Source organism: Pseudomonas violetae (assembly GCF_023072615.1).
In the GTDB taxonomy this organism is placed as follows: domain Bacteria; phylum Pseudomonadota; class Gammaproteobacteria; order Pseudomonadales; family Pseudomonadaceae; genus Aquipseudomonas; species Aquipseudomonas violetae.
In genome coordinates this window covers 26,532-40,251 of record NZ_JAKNRW010000009.1, presented here as the reverse complement: position 1 = coordinate 40,251, position 13,720 = coordinate 26,532, and the positions used below count along the sequence as shown (strand labels likewise).

General features: G+C 55.8%; 21 protein-coding genes and 2 other RNA genes. 21 read left to right on the top strand and 2 right to left on the bottom strand.

Translation table 11 applies throughout. The features are described from left to right. Positions 1 to 34: 34 nt before the first annotated feature. Positions 35 to 1,255 (bottom strand): winged helix-turn-helix domain-containing protein, encoded by a 1,221-nt coding sequence (locus L9059_RS13610; protein ID WP_247291551.1) that lies wholly within the window; start codon positions 1,253 to 1,255, stop codon positions 35 to 37. Positions 1,256 to 1,420: 165 nt separating this feature from the next. Beyond that, entirely contained in the window at positions 1,421 to 2,149 is a 729-nt protein-coding gene (locus tag L9059_RS30730; RefSeq protein WP_205892952.1) for a S24 family peptidase, read from the bottom strand. A gap of 149 nt (positions 2,150 to 2,298) precedes the next feature. Here L9059_RS30730 and L9059_RS13600 point away from each other — a divergent pair, with 149 nt between their 5' ends. The 21 genes from L9059_RS13600 to L9059_RS13500 all read left to right on the top strand — a co-directional run bounded on the left by L9059_RS13600 (position 2,299) and on the right by L9059_RS13500 (position 13,717). Then, on the top strand, positions 2,299 to 2,643 hold the full coding sequence (locus tag L9059_RS13600) for a helix-turn-helix domain-containing protein (RefSeq protein ID WP_205892953.1): 345 nt from the start codon (positions 2,299 to 2,301) through the stop codon (positions 2,641 to 2,643). After that, positions 2,636 to 4,666 carry a Mu transposase C-terminal domain-containing protein gene (locus tag L9059_RS13595; protein ID WP_247291550.1) on the top strand — a complete coding sequence of 677 codons (2,031 nt, stop codon included), beginning with the start codon at positions 2,636 to 2,638 and terminating at the stop codon, positions 4,664 to 4,666. Before L9059_RS13600 ends, L9059_RS13595 begins: the two co-directional genes overlap by 8 nt. 59 nt (positions 4,667 to 4,725) lie before the next feature. Then, entirely contained in the window at positions 4,726 to 5,448 is a 723-nt protein-coding gene (locus L9059_RS13590; protein ID WP_247291549.1) for an AAA family ATPase, read from the top strand. Further along, positions 5,448 to 6,185, top strand: a complete 738-nt coding sequence (locus L9059_RS13585) for a hypothetical protein (protein ID WP_247291548.1) — start codon at positions 5,448 to 5,450, stop codon at positions 6,183 to 6,185. The genes L9059_RS13590 and L9059_RS13585 overlap by 1 nt, the downstream gene beginning before the upstream one ends. Before the next feature lie 357 nt (positions 6,186 to 6,542). Continuing rightward, positions 6,543 to 6,725 carry a hypothetical protein gene (locus tag L9059_RS13580; protein WP_247291547.1) on the top strand — a complete coding sequence of 61 codons (183 nt, stop codon included), beginning with the start codon at positions 6,543 to 6,545 and terminating at the stop codon, positions 6,723 to 6,725. Beyond that, positions 6,725 to 7,216, top strand: coding sequence for a hypothetical protein (locus L9059_RS13575; RefSeq protein ID WP_247291546.1), 492 nt, complete (start codon positions 6,725 to 6,727; stop codon positions 7,214 to 7,216). Before L9059_RS13580 ends, L9059_RS13575 begins: the two co-directional genes overlap by 1 nt. Continuing rightward, on the top strand, positions 7,206 to 7,598 hold the full coding sequence (locus L9059_RS13570; RefSeq protein ID WP_247291545.1) for a hypothetical protein: 393 nt from the start codon (positions 7,206 to 7,208) through the stop codon (positions 7,596 to 7,598). Before L9059_RS13575 ends, L9059_RS13570 begins: the two co-directional genes overlap by 11 nt. Further along, the gene (locus tag L9059_RS13565; protein WP_247291544.1) at positions 7,595 to 8,236 is read left to right on the top strand and encodes a DUF3164 family protein; all 642 of its coding nucleotides are present in this window, start codon (positions 7,595 to 7,597) and stop codon (positions 8,234 to 8,236) included. Before L9059_RS13570 ends, L9059_RS13565 begins: the two co-directional genes overlap by 4 nt. A 59-nt stretch (positions 8,237 to 8,295) precedes the next feature. Beyond that, positions 8,296 to 8,532 (top strand): hypothetical protein, encoded by a 237-nt coding sequence (locus L9059_RS13560; protein WP_247291543.1) that lies wholly within the window; start codon positions 8,296 to 8,298, stop codon positions 8,530 to 8,532. After that, positions 8,532 to 8,602: hammerhead ribozyme type II (locus L9059_RS13555), an RNA gene on the top strand. Before L9059_RS13560 ends, L9059_RS13555 begins: the two co-directional genes overlap by 1 nt. A gap of 5 nt (positions 8,603 to 8,607) precedes the next feature. Then, the gene (locus tag L9059_RS13550) at positions 8,608 to 9,021 is read left to right on the top strand and encodes a hypothetical protein (RefSeq protein WP_247291542.1); all 414 of its coding nucleotides are present in this window, start codon (positions 8,608 to 8,610) and stop codon (positions 9,019 to 9,021) included. Between the two features lie 4 nt (positions 9,022 to 9,025). Then, positions 9,026 to 9,697 (top strand): DUF2786 domain-containing protein, encoded by a 672-nt coding sequence (locus L9059_RS13545; RefSeq protein ID WP_247291541.1) that lies wholly within the window; start codon positions 9,026 to 9,028, stop codon positions 9,695 to 9,697. Beyond that, an RNA gene (locus L9059_RS13540) (hammerhead ribozyme type II) lies at positions 9,696 to 9,765 on the top strand. Before L9059_RS13545 ends, L9059_RS13540 begins: the two co-directional genes overlap by 2 nt. Before the next feature lie 276 nt (positions 9,766 to 10,041). Beyond that, positions 10,042 to 10,455 (top strand): gp16 family protein, encoded by a 414-nt coding sequence (locus L9059_RS13535; RefSeq protein WP_247291540.1) that lies wholly within the window; start codon positions 10,042 to 10,044, stop codon positions 10,453 to 10,455. Beyond that, positions 10,452 to 10,895, top strand: a complete 444-nt coding sequence (locus L9059_RS13530) for a Mor transcription activator family protein (protein WP_247291539.1) — start codon at positions 10,452 to 10,454, stop codon at positions 10,893 to 10,895. The genes L9059_RS13535 and L9059_RS13530 overlap by 4 nt, the downstream gene beginning before the upstream one ends. Before the next feature lie 446 nt (positions 10,896 to 11,341). Beyond that, entirely contained in the window at positions 11,342 to 11,635 is a 294-nt protein-coding gene (locus L9059_RS13525) for a putative holin (RefSeq protein WP_247291538.1), read from the top strand. Between the two features lie 2 nt (positions 11,636 to 11,637). Next, positions 11,638 to 12,270 (top strand): transglycosylase SLT domain-containing protein, encoded by a 633-nt coding sequence (locus L9059_RS13520; protein ID WP_247291537.1) that lies wholly within the window; start codon positions 11,638 to 11,640, stop codon positions 12,268 to 12,270. After that, positions 12,267 to 12,899: a FliH/SctL family protein gene (locus L9059_RS13515; RefSeq protein WP_247291536.1), complete on the top strand. Its 633-nt coding sequence runs from the start codon at positions 12,267 to 12,269 to the stop codon at positions 12,897 to 12,899. The genes L9059_RS13520 and L9059_RS13515 overlap by 4 nt, the downstream gene beginning before the upstream one ends. Beyond that, positions 12,886 to 13,101 (top strand): TraR/DksA C4-type zinc finger protein, encoded by a 216-nt coding sequence (locus tag L9059_RS13510; protein ID WP_247291535.1) that lies wholly within the window; start codon positions 12,886 to 12,888, stop codon positions 13,099 to 13,101. The genes L9059_RS13515 and L9059_RS13510 overlap by 14 nt, the downstream gene beginning before the upstream one ends. Then, entirely contained in the window at positions 13,098 to 13,406 is a 309-nt protein-coding gene (locus L9059_RS13505; RefSeq protein ID WP_247291534.1) for a hypothetical protein, read from the top strand. The genes L9059_RS13510 and L9059_RS13505 overlap by 4 nt, the downstream gene beginning before the upstream one ends. Further along, entirely contained in the window at positions 13,406 to 13,717 is a 312-nt protein-coding gene (locus L9059_RS13500) for a hypothetical protein (RefSeq protein ID WP_247291533.1), read from the top strand. The genes L9059_RS13505 and L9059_RS13500 overlap by 1 nt, the downstream gene beginning before the upstream one ends. Positions 13,718 to 13,720: the final 3 nt, after the last annotated feature.

Sequence of the window (13,720 nt, the reverse complement as noted above, 5' to 3'; positions counted from 1 at the left end):
ATGTGGGAGTGAGCCTGCTCGCGATGACTATTCATCAGACGCAACCAATCCCGGCCAATGCCACCCGCAACCGCCCCGCACTCTCTCTCTGACAATTCAACTGCACTCGCTCCAGCCCCAACCAATCGGCCATTCGCTGCAGATTCAAAGCCAGTGTGAACATCCCCTGGTCATCCAGCCCTGGTTCTTCCTCGTGTACCGCGTGCACCGCCAACCGCCCCAATGCCCGCTCGGCGCGCAAATCCACTCGCGCCGCGATGCGTTCGTTGTGCAGGAACGGCAACACGTAATAGCCGTACACGCGCTTGGCTTGCGGCGTGTAAATCTCCAGGCGGTAGCGAAAATCGAACAACCGCTCGGTGCGACTGCGCTCCCAGATCAGTGAATCGAAAGGCGATAGCAGCGCGCTGGCTTCGACCTTGCGCAACACCTTCGCCTGCGGCAAACAGTAGGCGGACTGCTTCCAGCCTTGCACTTCACAGGTCAGCAACTCACCTGCCTCGACCAGCTCCGCCAGTCGCGGGCGAGCATCAACCGGATTGAGCCGAAAGTAGTCCCGCAGGTCTCTTTCGGTCGCCACTCCCAAAGCACTCGCTGCGTGTTTCAACAGGCCTCGCTGAGCTTCGGCTTCTGAGAGTAACGGCTGGCGGAGGATCGGTGCAGGAATGACCCGCTCCGGCAGGTCATAGAGCCGCTCGAATCCGCGCCGTCCGGCGACGGTTACTTCACCGGCGGCAAACAACCATTCCAGCGCGTGCTTTTCCTCGCTCCAGTCCCACCATGGTCCCGCCCGCTCCTGGCGTGTCGAAAGACTGCCTGCGCCCAACGCGCCGAGTTGTTGAACCGAGCCGAGAACCCGGCGGATGGTGTCCTGATGATCGCGACCAAAACGCGCCAATTGCTGATAGATATCTTCGCCCCGCGTTGCCCGCGCCATCCGCCAGCGCATCATGGGGAACATCGACAAGGGCAGCAGCGACGCCTCATGCCCCCAATATTCGAAAAGCGTGCGGCGCCGGCCCTGACTCCAGGCTGCCTGGTCGAGCAATTCCGGCGAGTAATGACCCAGGCGCGAAAACAGCGGAAGGTAGTGTGAACGAACCAGTGCATTGACCGAGTCGATCTGCAGGAGGCCCAACCGTTCAATCACGCGATTGACCTGGGTCGACCTGACCAGTGCCGGCGGCTGACGCCCGCCGAAACCCTGGGCCGTCAACGCCAGACGCCTGGTGTGAGGGGGTGATTGATATGGCACTAAAGGAAACTGGTGGGAAGAAGCTGGAAGAAGAAGGGCAAGGCAGGAAACATAAGGGGTAAGGCTAGATATGCGATTAGAAATGGTGCCAAACGGAACGCAAAGCAGGAAAGTTTCTATAAAGGCCAAAAAGCCCGCGTTTAGCGGGCTTTTTGGCATCTCCGTCTAGATCATCCAGCCTCCAGACCAGACCACCCGACCCACTACTTGTAATCGCTCAAGTCGATCAGCGGGTACGGTGATCGCTGGGTAGGCCGTATTGGCACTGATGACCAGCACTCCCCCATCTAGTTGCCGCTGTAATCGCTTCGCGTAAAGAAGATCGTCTAAGCGAATCACGTAGAAGGCCTCACCCTGGATGCTGTTACGGGACAGGTCGACCATCACAGTGTCCCCATCCTTTAGGACTGGCTCATTAGAGTCGCCATCTACGCGTACGGCAGCGAGCTGTGAGGCTTGTAGCCCCTTCTTGGTGAGACTGTACTTAGTAAAGGCGAGCATCGTCAGAACGCGTGCACCATCGCTCCAGGCGCCATGCCCCTGGCTGATACGGGCGTCATATAGTGGAACGTAAGCGTAGATGCTTTCGTCTACCGCTTGTCCCGTTAAGCCTTCACTCGGATACATCTCTCCTCTACCTGAAGCAATCCAGTCGAGCGACACCCCGACGGCAGAAGCCAGCAGCGCCAATGAGTTAAAGGCCGGCATTCCATCACCCGCGATCCAACGATGAAGCGACGATAAAGCCACTTTTGCGGCTTCGGCTGCCTGTTTTCGGGATTCGAAGAGGTCAGCGACCGTCGCTATTCGAGTTTCTATTCCCGAATTCGGAAAAGAAACCGCAAATTCACCTTGTGGTGGATGTTTCTTTTCCGTGTAAGTCCCTGATTTCACTTGGTTATTTCCATTGAGACGAATGCATTACCCGAAAACGAGAATAAAAACTCTCGAATCCGGTTTACCGACTCCCGTATACGGGATATATTGTCCTAAACCGGCCGTTAGAAAGCCAAAAAAAACCACCCTTGATGATGGTTGTGACAATGGAAACTTTCGACATACCGCTCGATTTAGAGAGTCGCTGGGAGTGGATTAAATTCCAACTCCGTTTGCGCGGCACCAACCTTGCTGAGCTGGCGAGATCGCATGACCTCAATGAACGTGCAATCCGCAATGCCAAGCAGCGGCCGTACCCGAGGGTAGAAAGAGCAATAGCTGAAGCTCTAGGGCTTAAGCCTGCTCAATTGTGGCCGGAGCGTTGGAATGCCGACGGCTCTCCACTGCGTCAGCGCCCGAATCGTGCTGAGACTAATTCGGTATCTCCAAAGCATACCGAAAAAGGTCCGGTAGGTCACAGTAAAACCAAGCGGAAAGAGAGCGATGCGTAACTGGTATACGACTCAGGAACTTGCAGGACTTCCGGGCCTTCCAGGCACAGTCCCAGGTGTTCGAAAAGTGGCCGTTAGGCTTGAATGGGAGAGTCGGAAACGTCTTGCAAGCAAGGCGATAGAGTACTCATTCAGCTGTCTCCCGCCTGAAGCGCAGTCGGCTCTTTTGGCTAAAGCTGTCTCTGAAGTAGAAGCCCCTAAGGAATCGGTAAGCAGTGCTCTTATCGAAATACCTAAGGAGCGTGACGCAAAAAACACATCACGCCTGAACGATATTCAGCGCGAAGTGATGCTCGCTAGATTGGCTTTTATCCGTGAGATCGAGCGGATGAGCGTGCACGTGTCACAGAGAGCAGCAATAGATCTTTTAGTCAAACACGCTCAAGACGCGGCCCTGAGCCCGTATCTAATGGAGCGCGTCGATTTAGCCAATGATCGTAAGACAGGTGGGCGTGCGCTCTCCGAACGAACACTTAAAAGGTGGCTTTCAGCCTTTCGTTCGGAGGGGGAAGCTGGTCTGGCACCGTTGCGCCAGCGTCCCAATATGGAGATGCCCGCATGGACCAAGGACTTCTTGCGCTGCTATCAGCGCCCTACGAAGCCTAGCGTCGCGGCGAGCTATGCGGAGTTCATTGGCAAATACGAGGGCAGCATTCCGAGCATTCATGCGGTGCAGCGATTTCTGAAAAAGTTGTCTCCAGAGGCTCTGCAGGCTGGTCGCATGACTCCACAAGAATTGAAGTCTTTGCAGCCGTTCCGCCGCCGGACTACCAAGAACATGTTCCCTGGTGACGTCTACACGGCGGACGGTCACAAGTTTGACGCGGAAGTAATTAACCCAATTACAGGCAAACCTTATCGGCCAGAGATCACCACAGTTCTTGATGTGGCAACACGGCGAGTGGTGGGCGTATCAGTTGGAGAGGCCGAGTCTGCAATCGGCGTCCTAGACGCTTTGAGGGACGCGATACGTAAATGCATGTTCGGAATTTTCTATGTAGATAACGGTTCGGGATTCGACAACGACATGGTGCGTGAGGTTGTTGATCGCCTTGGGGGGACGATGCAGCACTCAATCCCTTACAACAGCCAGGCGCGTGGAGTTTCCGAACGCGGACACCAGACCATATGGGTGCGTGCAGCTAAAAAGCTAACCAGCTACATAGGCGCCGACATGGACAAGCATGCCGGAACCAAGGTCCACCGAGTCGGCCGCAAACAGCTCAAGGAGTTTGGCACTACCAAGCTTATGCCTACCTTTGGTGAGTTTATGGCCGGTGTCGAGGACGAAATAGTCACCTACAACAGCACACCACATCGCGGGTTGGAAAAGTTTCGAGACCCGCTTACCGGCGTGATGAGGCATCCAAGTCCCGATGAGGCTTGGCAAATGGCGATTGATCAAGGTTGGGAGCCGTTGGTGGCGACACCAGAGTTGGTCGAGACACTCATGCGGCCTCAGGTGGTTCGCAAGACTCATCGAGGCGAAATCCAGTGGCTTAACAACATCTATTTTCTTGATGACCTGCGCTCCTTGCATGGACAAGAAATACGGCTGGCTTACGACGTTAGAGATGCTGCACGCATATGGGCTTACGCGTTAGACGGAGAGCTTATCGGGGAAGCCTTACTGGATGGAAACGCCTCGGATTACATGCCGATGAGTCTCCTTGAGAGAAGTCGCGAAAAACGTCAGCAGGGCCAGGTCAAGCGCTCTATGGACAAGCTGGAGACTTTGACAGGGCATCGAGTAGAGATGATTGCTCCTACGACAAGGCGCTCAGCGACTCTTAGCCATGAGGCGCTAACGCTAGCTCAAGAATTCGCCCAGACGCTAGAAGCCGAACAGCCTCAGTTCGTTGTGCCTGGAGATGACGTGGCGCGGTATCGGCTTTGGATCAAGTTAGATGAGCGAGTCAGTTCAGGAGGGGAATTGAGCGCAGAAGAAACCAGGTGGTGGGAGCTTTATCCCTCCCACCCGGACTTCAAAGCAATGAAAGAAGTGTTTCAACGCGCGGGCTGAGACCCGCGATTTAAGCAGTAGACGGGCCTGCAAGCCCGACTTAAAGGAGATAAAACACAATGAGTGTAACCAAAATTGTTCCATTGACAAACGTTGGGTTGCTTGCGGGTGCTATGAAGCGAGCCCAAGTGCGTCCAGCTGGGCTCCCTGGACTTGTCACCATGTATGGTCCGAGCGGTTTCGGTAAAAGTGCGGCTGCTGCATTCGCTGCAAATATGCACCGCGCTTATTACGTCGAGTGTCGGGATACCTGGAGCAAAAAAGCGTTCCTGATTGCCGTGTTGCGGGAAATGTCCGTGCATCCGACGCGAACGATGTCTGAAATGGTGGACCAGATTGCTGTTCAGCTTACAGCCTCGGGTCGTCCATTGATTATCGATGACGTTCAGTACCTGCTGGATAAAGCTGCCGCGAACGTCCTCACGGACATTTACAACGCGAGCCAAGGGACCATCGTTCTTATTGGTGAAGAACGAGTGCCGGCTTCGTTGTCTCGGCTTGAGCGTTTGCACAACCGAGTACTTGAGTGGGTGCCCGCTCAAGCGGCGACGCTGGAGGATCTGAAACAACTGGCCAGTGCCAGCTATCCAAAGCTGGAGATTGCAGACGACTTGCTTGAAGACCTCAATCGAGCAACAGGAGGATGCCTGCGTCGAGCTGCGGTGAATTTGTACAAAGTTCAATCTGAAGCGTCGGCCATGATGCGTGAAAAGATCGATCTTGCGACATGGGGCAAGCGAGGCTGGGATAACGGTGAGGCACCGGCTCGGAGGACTCGCTAATGGGTAAGCGCACTGATCTTCGTTTGGTGGGCGGCAAAGAACCCCGTCAGCACATGTGGGAAGCGGTCCGAGCGAACCGGGCGGAATTCACCTCTCGCCAAATTGCGGAGCTTTCCGGGCAATCAGATGGCAGCGTCAAAAATTATGTTCGAGCTCTTAATAAAGCTGCACTCATTGAGTTGGTCGATGGTGCGGGGGAGTTTGCGGATCATCGATGGCGTCTGGTCCGAGATGAAGGAGCGGAGCATCCTCGCGTAACCGTTTCCGGTAAGCGTTCGCTGAATGGTGCTGGACTTGAGAACCTATGGCGCAGTCTGCGAATCATGGGAGAAATGACTGCTGCTCAGGCGGCGGAAATGGCAAGTATCGGTGACGTGAAGGTCTCGCAGGCTTATGCCCATAACTACTTCGGGTCATTGGTCCGAGCCGGTTACCTGGTTACGAGCGACTACGATTTTCAGGGGCCTCAAACTTACAAGTTGGCACCTGGAGTTACCGCTGGGCCGCGTCACCCCATAGTACAGCGCACCGTTTCGCTGCAGGTGTTCGATCAAAACATGAATAAGGTAGTTTTTTCGTGTGTTGAGTCGGGCGGTGTGTCGGGGGAGTCCTCCCCAAGTAACGACATTCAGGAACAGAACTCAAGACTGAAGAAGTTGCTAGTGGAGTTTGTGGCTGCTGGGAAGAAAGGTCCGAGTATCAGCTTGCTTCAACGTACTCAGTTGGAGTTGGCGTAATGAAGCTGGTCGACATTTCGCGCTGGGGAAGTCAGCCGCCTCTATTCGTCCGCCTTTTGGCAGCCGAAGTTGGAGAAACAAATCGCGCTAGGGCTGCTGAACGAATTGGAATCAGTCGCACGGCTGTAAGTCTTGTGCTGAGCAACAAGTACGCCAGCCCGAGCACAAAAGGTGTGGAGCGGCGTGTAATGGCAGCTCTCGGTCAAATTGAATGTGTCGCTTTGGCCGAAAAAGTTTCCATTCAGCAGTGCCAAACTTACCGCGAAAAGTCTCCCCCGACTCATAACCCACAGGCTATGCAGCACTGGCGAGCCTGCCAGCACTGCCCCTACAACCCAACTTGTGCAGGTGCCGGAAATGCAACCGTCCACTGACAGTGTCCGTCCGCAATTACCCGCAGTTCAGATCTATATATCCGGTCGGAGTTTGATTCGTCTCTACATGGGGGAGAAGTGCGTAGGTTTTTCCGAAACCTATAAGTTCGCTCAGATTCGTGCGGAAGAGTTGGCCAAGGCCGACCTTAAGCAGGAGGTGCATTGATGCGTACTCGATGCCCCAACTGCGGGACGACGCTCAGCCTGGATGCCCTGATTGCACACGACGGCGCCCGCGATGCGCTCGGTGTGGCGTTCAAATTATCCGGCCAACTTGGCAACGCGTTGATCCGCTATGTCGGTTTGTTCCGGCCAGAAACCCGAGAGCTGACCATGGATCGGGTGGGCAAGATCCTCAATGAGTTATTGCCGGATCTGCAAGCCCAGCGCATTGAGCGCAATGGTGCTGTGTTCAGTGCACCCGCTGCTTGCTGGGTGTGGGCTATTGAGCAAGCAGTTTCTGCCCGTGATGCCGGTCGACTCGTAACGCCGTTAAAAGCGCATGGCTGGCTGTACCAGGTCATGACTCAGTGGCAAGGCGAAACAACGGCGTTGCTGCTACCTGAAGCCACGCCCCCAAAGCCAGCCATGGTTGGGCGGGCAAGCCAAACAACCGCTGCACTGGCGGCACTGCAGGGGCGGCTCAATGGAGGGTGAGTGGTTACAGCGTGAGGTGATCTCGGGGCTCATGGGACTTGTTGCCCTACGCCTTGACGGCGCCCCGGCTGCCGACGCTATCACCCACACGCTTGATATCTGGCTTGTTGCTTTGAAAAAGGCTCAGCGGTGGAACGAAAAGACAGACGGAGCGAGGGTTAGAGCCGCATTCGAGACGCTCTTCGCGAGCTGCGAGCGGTGGCCAGCACCGGCAGCATTGATTCGAGCGATACCGGCTCGGCAGAACCAGCAGGCTTTACCTAAGCCCGCACTCACAGAAGAACAACGCGCCAATGGGCGTCGCCGGATCGGGGAGATCCTCGGCGCCTTGAAGTACAGCAATGACAAACATGAAACGAACATGGAGCAAGGCAAAGAATGAGCATTCCAGAAGGGTTCCGCCAAGACGCAAAGGGCCACTTGGTGCCAGTAAAAATGATCAAGCCTATTGATCTGGCACGCGACGAACTGGTGATTGAGCTGGTCGACAAGGCTAAGGCACTTTCCAAGGCGCTCGGCGCATTCAAGGCAACGGCTTTCGGCGACATCAAGGCATTCGTCGAAATGTCTGCCGAGCAGTACAAGGCCACCATCGGCGGAAAGAAAGGCAACGTCACGCTGTTGTCGTTCGATGGTCGCTACAAGATTGTTCATGCAGTCCAGGACTCCATCAAGTTCGATGAGCGGCTTCAGGCTGCACGGGCATTGATCGATGAGTGTGCTGTTGAGTGGACGCTGGACGCGAGAAGTGAAGTTCGAGTGTTGGTGAATGAGGCATTCCGTACTGACAAAGAGGGCGAAATCAGCACCGGCCGCGTGCTTGCGCTTCGCCGGCTGGAGATTACGGACTTGCGATGGCAGCGAGCAATGCAGGCCATCAGCGATGCGGTTCAGGTGGTTGGCTCCAAAAGTTACGTTCGGATCTATGAGCGAATCGGGGATAGCGACCAATACGCCTCCATCCCGTTGGATATCTCCAGTGCATTCGTTGCGGCCTCTGCGCCGTCGACTTTGCACTGATCCAAATCCGTCACTGACCATCCCTCATTCAACACTGAACGTAAGAGAGCGAACAAATTATGGCCAAGTTCCAGATCACCATCGAAGACAGCGGCGATGGCGTCTCTATCCAAGTCGACAACCAAGCCCAGTTGAGTGGCAGCAAAGCAGGTCGCGTGGCATGTGCGCTTATGAGTGGCGCGCCTTTGTTGCTTGCCCGCATTCCCTTTGACTATGCCGCAGGGCAAGGCGCATGCGATTGCGAGATCTGCCAGGCCATGCGCGAAAAGCAGATGACTAAACCGACCATCCATTAATGCGAAACCACCTCGGGTAACTGGGGTGGTCTATCCGGCGCGGTGGCCGGGTACTGATGAGCAGCCGACGACGACATGGAACAAGCAGATTGGGATGCGCTGAAGGCGCAGATGGACAGCCCTTGGGGATCTATGACCCTGCAATGCGATCAGTTCGTGCTGACCTTGCAGCAGCATACCTCCAGCAAGAGTAAAAGCTGGATGACTGGGGTTTATGTGGACGGCTTATTCAAGGGTGCTTGGGTTATGGCGAGCCGAGAGGGTGAGGCGCTCCATGACGAATCACGCCGTTTCCTTCGCAAGGTCAGCAAGTCGTTGTATTGCCGAAAAGAGGTTGAGGCTTACCGCAAGGTATTCGGAAAGCGTGCTGCCGATAAGCATGCTGCCGCGAAGCACTTCTATTTCGATCCGTCGTGGAAAAGCTTCAACTCCCTGAAAAAACACCTGCTGGCTAACAATACCAGCATCACCCGAATCAACGAGATCTGACCAAATGGACCACACCAAAGCCCTGGATAAAATCAAGAAGCTGTTGCGTCTTGCAGCCAGTGACAACCCGCACGAAGCGGCTGCTGCGATGCGCCAGGCTCGCGCCTTGATGGAGAAATACCGACTGGAAGAGTCGGATGTCCACCTGTCCGAGGTATACGAGTGCGCTGCCCGTAGCGGTTCTAAGATGACTCCGCCGCAGTGGGAAGCCAACTTGGCCGGGGTTGTGACCAAGGCTTATGCCTGCAAGATCTTGTTTATGGCAGGCGTCGGTGAATGGCGCTTCATCGGTGAAATGGCTGAGCTGGCCAGCTACACCATGACACTGTTGTTGCGCCAGGTGCGCCAGTCCCGCCGTGACTTTATCAGCACCCAATTGAACCGCTGCAAGGCCGCGACCAAGACTAAGCGCGCCGATGTGTTCTGTGGAGCCTGGGTTTCGGCCGTACGCAAACAGGTCATGGCCTTTGCCGGTAACGATGAGCCGTCCCCGGCCGCTGCCGCTTACATGCTCAAGCACCATGCGGAAACGGAGAAGCTCGACTGCCGCGACCGCAATGCCAACAAGGGTACTGGTGTGCGGGCCATGACCGACGCCCTGCACGGAATTCTCGCGGCGGGGGATGTCCGCTTGAACCATGGGGTGAATGGCCAGGAGCAAATGGTCCTCAATTGAGCGAAACCACTCCGGCAATCGGTGTGGTCTGCCTGGCGTAGTGGCCAGGTACTGACGAGCAGCTAATCAATGACACAGGAAACTCCAGCCGAACGGAAGCGCCGGCTTGCTCGCGAGCGGCAACAGCGCATGCGTGACGCTCGCAACGCAAAGCGGAAGGCGATGGGCTCATCGAAATTTAAGATGGAGATGTACTCGGGAACAAGAGCTGCATTGGATACCGTTCGGACGGTTGGGGAATTCGATGATACGGCTGAGGCGCTAACGCTATGGATTCACGCGGGGGAAGAACTGGCGAAGCGTGATCCAGCGGCGTTCAGGCGGTTGGTCGAAGTGAGGAGAAAATGAATCGGCGCAACCTTGATCTATCGAAGATCCATATCGCCAAGAAGGATTTGGCACTGGATGAGGACACCTACCGGGCAATGCTCCAGCGAGTTGCTGGAGTGAGTTCGGCAAAGGATTTATCACCACTGAAAACCTCGGCGGTGCTCACGGAGCTGGTGCGCTTAGGGTGGAAGCCAAAGAAATCTAAGGTAGGTAGAGCAGCACCAAAAGTTGCACCTGATCGGGAAAAGCTGGTTGGCAAAATCGAAGCCTTCCTGGCCGAAGCTGGGCGTCAGTGGGCTTATGCCGATGGCATGGCTTTGCGAATGTTCAAGGTCGAACGGGTGGAATGGCTGGATGCTCGTCAACTCGGGAGCATGGTGTCGGCCCTGACTTACGATGCCAAACGGAATGGGAGGCGGGCACAGTGAACAATGACCAGTTATTCGCTGACGACAGTGACAAGCTCGACCCAAAGAAAGTCTTGGCCCATATGGAAGATCCAATCGTCTCCGCTCGATGGGAGGGAAATTTAAAGGAGATGGTGGAGCTCGCTGAATTCGAGCTGTTGAAAAGGCTTCCTGAAAAGCCAGAGGCTGTACCTGAAATTGCACGGGCGGTCGTGTTCTCGATCTGCTCCACCATGGGTGGCTCGGTGATTTATCTGCCGCGTGGCGAGTCGCTCAAGCGGGCAATGCGAGACGCTGAGATCTACCGTGAATGGTTGGATGCTGGAGCCCAACCTCATGAGCTGGTGCGCAAGTATCAGCTTTCCTCGGCCATCATCTACGGCATCATCAAGCGTCAACGGGGCTTGCACAGACAGAACGGTCCTGACCTGTTTGGCTTTGAGCAGGAGACCATCCACTGATAGCATTGCACTGAGCAATGTCGTCCTACCAAACCCCCGCATTCGCGGGGGTTTCTTGTCTAAATAAGAAACTCGATCATATCCCCCAAAGCGCGAATCTAGTTCGGTACTTCTTACCGACGGGTTCACGTCATGTCTGCCTCGGCTCCTACAACTCCGCGTGCATTTGCTGCTCAGATTCTTGAGGGCGAATCTTCGTGCGAGTCGATTCTTGATCGGTGTCCTGTGGAATGGCGTGACCTGGTCATGGATCACGTTCGTGTCGCTCAGGACAGGCGCGACATGAACGTTGCCCGTCAGCAGAAGTTTAGGCCTCAGGCCAAACCCTCTAGCCCGACAGTCGCGACATACCAGGAGCGTCCCCTGGTGCGTGGCAATGCTGCCGTTGCTGCCGCGCACCTGGCTGCTGTTCGGGCCTCTATCCAATCCAATCGAGCAAACCATCAATGACTTTCCGAAATCGTGGACGGCGTACCCGTGCCCCGCGCATGACCGATTGGACGGTGATCACCGTCATTTTGATCATCGCGCTGGGCATGATCGCCCCGACCAAGTTGGCAGTAATTCTCTACAAGGCCGGACTTGTCACTGGCGGTGGCGTGCTCGGCTACTGGATCGACCGGGCACTGTTTCCCTACGCCAGGCCAAACCAGGTCAGTCGCATTCACCAGCCACTGGCCGGATTGCGACGAGCCATCGTTGTTCTCGCTTGTGTTCTTGGCCTGACGTTGGGGCTTTGACTATGGTGCGATCACGAATCCTGCTCGCTGTTGGCTTCATTGGTTTAGTGGTGGGTTTGGCACTCTGTGACAAGGCCCGCGCTGAAATCCCGATGCAGGCCGAACACTACCGACGCGATCTGTCCCGTATTGCTCAAGCGGAATGGGGGCTTGATGCACCGATTGCCACCTTCGCTGCTCAGGTTCACCAGGAAAGCCGCTGGAAGTTCGATGCGAAATCTCCGGTAGGTGCGCAAGGCTTGGGCCAGGTGATGCCCTCGACCGCCACTTGGCTTGCTGAGCTGTTCCCGAAAGCTCTCGGCAAAGTCGAGCCCTATAACCCTACCTGGTCACTACAGGCTTTGGTCAGTTACGACCGCTGGCTGGCTGACCGAATCAAGGCACGGAACCCCTGCGAGCAAGGCGCCATGTTTCTGTCTAGCTACAACGGCGGGCTGGGTTGGTTGATCCGTGACCGCAAGTTGGCATCGGCTAAGGGCGCCGATCCGCTGACTTGGTTCGGCTCAATCGATCGATTCAACGCTGGCCGCTCTGCAGCGAACTTCAAAGAAAACCGGCAATACCCGCGCCTCATCTTGCTGCGATGGGAACGCCTTTATGTCGATGCCGGATGGGGCAAGGGGTTGTGCCAATGAAAGAAATACTCAAGTTGTTCGCTCTACCACTCATCGCGATGGCTTTGATCGCAGCCGCATTCCTGTTCGTCGAGCACAACCGCCAAGCCGGTTATGACGAAGGGTTTATCGCGGGAAAGGCAAAGGGCACGGAGGCATACCAAGAGCTCAAGGACAAAGTAGAGGGAGAGAAGTTGGCTCTTGCGACGGAGGCTCTCGCAAAAGCTAAGGCCGTTGCTCAATTGCTCCAGGAGCAAACAGAGCGCGGAAATGAGCTGGCCTCAAAGCTCGCCACCACCAAACAAGAGCTGCGCCGGAATACCGACAGGCTCAACGGGGAAATAAAGCATGTCACGACTCTATACCGCCGCACCTTGGATGCGGTGCCTGAGCCTCTTCCTGTTGCTGTGTTCACTGCCGGCTTTGTCCGCGTGTGGAACGAAAGCCTTAACCCAATCGCAATGCATACAGGGCAGCCCGTCAGCGGAACTGCTGCGCCTTCCGGAAGAACCGGAACCGCTGACGACCTCGACAGCGGAATAACTCCAGCTGTCCTTCTTACCAACCAAGTGCGCAATAGCGAGAAGCACGCTTCTTGCCGAGCTCAGCTTAAAAGCCTGATCGAGTATTACACCCATGGACGTATTTGACCGTGCCACCGAAGTAGAGGACGCGTATCGGGAGGCTGCTATAGCGGCGCAATTGGCACAGGCCAAGAGACCCAATCAAGCCTCAGCATCGAATTGTGAGGACTGTAACGTGGAGATCCCGGAGCTGCGGCGTGTGATTCTGCCGGGCGTGCTGTTGTGCGTGGATTGCCAATCTTTCCATGAACGACTGGGGCGCACATGAACATGATCGAAATGCCGATGTGGCAACTGCTGGCCTCAGCCGTGACCCTGCTGGGGATTTTCTCCGGCCTGGTTAGGTTGTTGCTCTCGCAAATGGAAGGTCGCCTGGACGAACGTTTTGAACTCGTCGCGAAGGACTCCGAGCGATTGCGTCAGGTCGAACTCGGCTTGGAGCGGCTCCGAGGTGAAATGCCGCTGCACTACGTACGCCGTGAAGACTACGTGCGTAACCAAACAGTAATCGAGGCCAAGCTCGACGCGTTGGCCCTCAAGTTCGAAAACGTTCAGCTCAAAGGGAAATTTTAATGAGCATCGACCATGCGAAGACACGGCGCGAGACACTCCGCTGGTACATCCTCCTGACCCTCAACACCTCCCGACCGGTCGATCCGCATGAAGCGGTGGTGCTGTCGACAATCCAGGGCATCTACCCAGACGCAACACAGCTGGAGCTGCGCCGTGAGCTGGACTATCTGAAAGATCGTTCTCTGGCCACTCTGAAGAAACAGCCAAGCGGTGTGTGGATCTGCGGTCTGACTCACTATGGCGTGGACATTGCCGAGTACACCATCGAATGCAATCCCGGCATTGCTCGTCCTGAAAAGTACTGGTCCTGACTT

What these genes read in the sequence shown, in the direction of transcription:
- L9059_RS13600 (WP_205892953.1), top strand. Translation starts at nt 2,299, where the DNA reads ATGGAAACTTTCGACATACCGCTCGATTTAGAGAGTCGCTGGGAGTGG.
- L9059_RS13595 (WP_247291550.1), top strand. Translation starts at nt 2,636, where the DNA reads ATGCGTAACTGGTATACGACTCAGGAACTTGCAGGACTTCCGGGCCTT.
- L9059_RS13590 (WP_247291549.1), top strand. Translation starts at nt 4,726, where the DNA reads ATGAGTGTAACCAAAATTGTTCCATTGACAAACGTTGGGTTGCTTGCG.
- L9059_RS13585 (WP_247291548.1), top strand. Translation starts at nt 5,448, where the DNA reads ATGGGTAAGCGCACTGATCTTCGTTTGGTGGGCGGCAAAGAACCCCGT.
- L9059_RS13580 (WP_247291547.1), top strand. Translation starts at nt 6,543, where the DNA reads ATGCAACCGTCCACTGACAGTGTCCGTCCGCAATTACCCGCAGTTCAG.
- L9059_RS13575 (WP_247291546.1), top strand. Translation starts at nt 6,725, where the DNA reads ATGCGTACTCGATGCCCCAACTGCGGGACGACGCTCAGCCTGGATGCC.
- L9059_RS13570 (WP_247291545.1), top strand. Translation starts at nt 7,206, where the DNA reads ATGGAGGGTGAGTGGTTACAGCGTGAGGTGATCTCGGGGCTCATGGGA.
- L9059_RS13565 (WP_247291544.1), top strand. Translation starts at nt 7,595, where the DNA reads ATGAGCATTCCAGAAGGGTTCCGCCAAGACGCAAAGGGCCACTTGGTG.
- L9059_RS13560 (WP_247291543.1), top strand. Translation starts at nt 8,296, where the DNA reads ATGGCCAAGTTCCAGATCACCATCGAAGACAGCGGCGATGGCGTCTCT.
- L9059_RS13550 (WP_247291542.1), top strand. Translation starts at nt 8,608, where the DNA reads ATGGAACAAGCAGATTGGGATGCGCTGAAGGCGCAGATGGACAGCCCT.
- L9059_RS13545 (WP_247291541.1), top strand. Translation starts at nt 9,026, where the DNA reads ATGGACCACACCAAAGCCCTGGATAAAATCAAGAAGCTGTTGCGTCTT.
- L9059_RS13535 (WP_247291540.1), top strand. Translation starts at nt 10,042, where the DNA reads ATGAATCGGCGCAACCTTGATCTATCGAAGATCCATATCGCCAAGAAG.
- L9059_RS13525 (WP_247291538.1), top strand. Translation starts at nt 11,342, where the DNA reads ATGACTTTCCGAAATCGTGGACGGCGTACCCGTGCCCCGCGCATGACC.
- L9059_RS13520 (WP_247291537.1), top strand. Translation starts at nt 11,638, where the DNA reads ATGGTGCGATCACGAATCCTGCTCGCTGTTGGCTTCATTGGTTTAGTG.
- L9059_RS13515 (WP_247291536.1), top strand. Translation starts at nt 12,267, where the DNA reads ATGAAAGAAATACTCAAGTTGTTCGCTCTACCACTCATCGCGATGGCT.
- L9059_RS13510 (WP_247291535.1), top strand. Translation starts at nt 12,886, where the DNA reads ATGGACGTATTTGACCGTGCCACCGAAGTAGAGGACGCGTATCGGGAG.
- L9059_RS13505 (WP_247291534.1), top strand. Translation starts at nt 13,098, where the DNA reads ATGAACATGATCGAAATGCCGATGTGGCAACTGCTGGCCTCAGCCGTG.
- L9059_RS13500 (WP_247291533.1), top strand. Translation starts at nt 13,406, where the DNA reads ATGAGCATCGACCATGCGAAGACACGGCGCGAGACACTCCGCTGGTAC.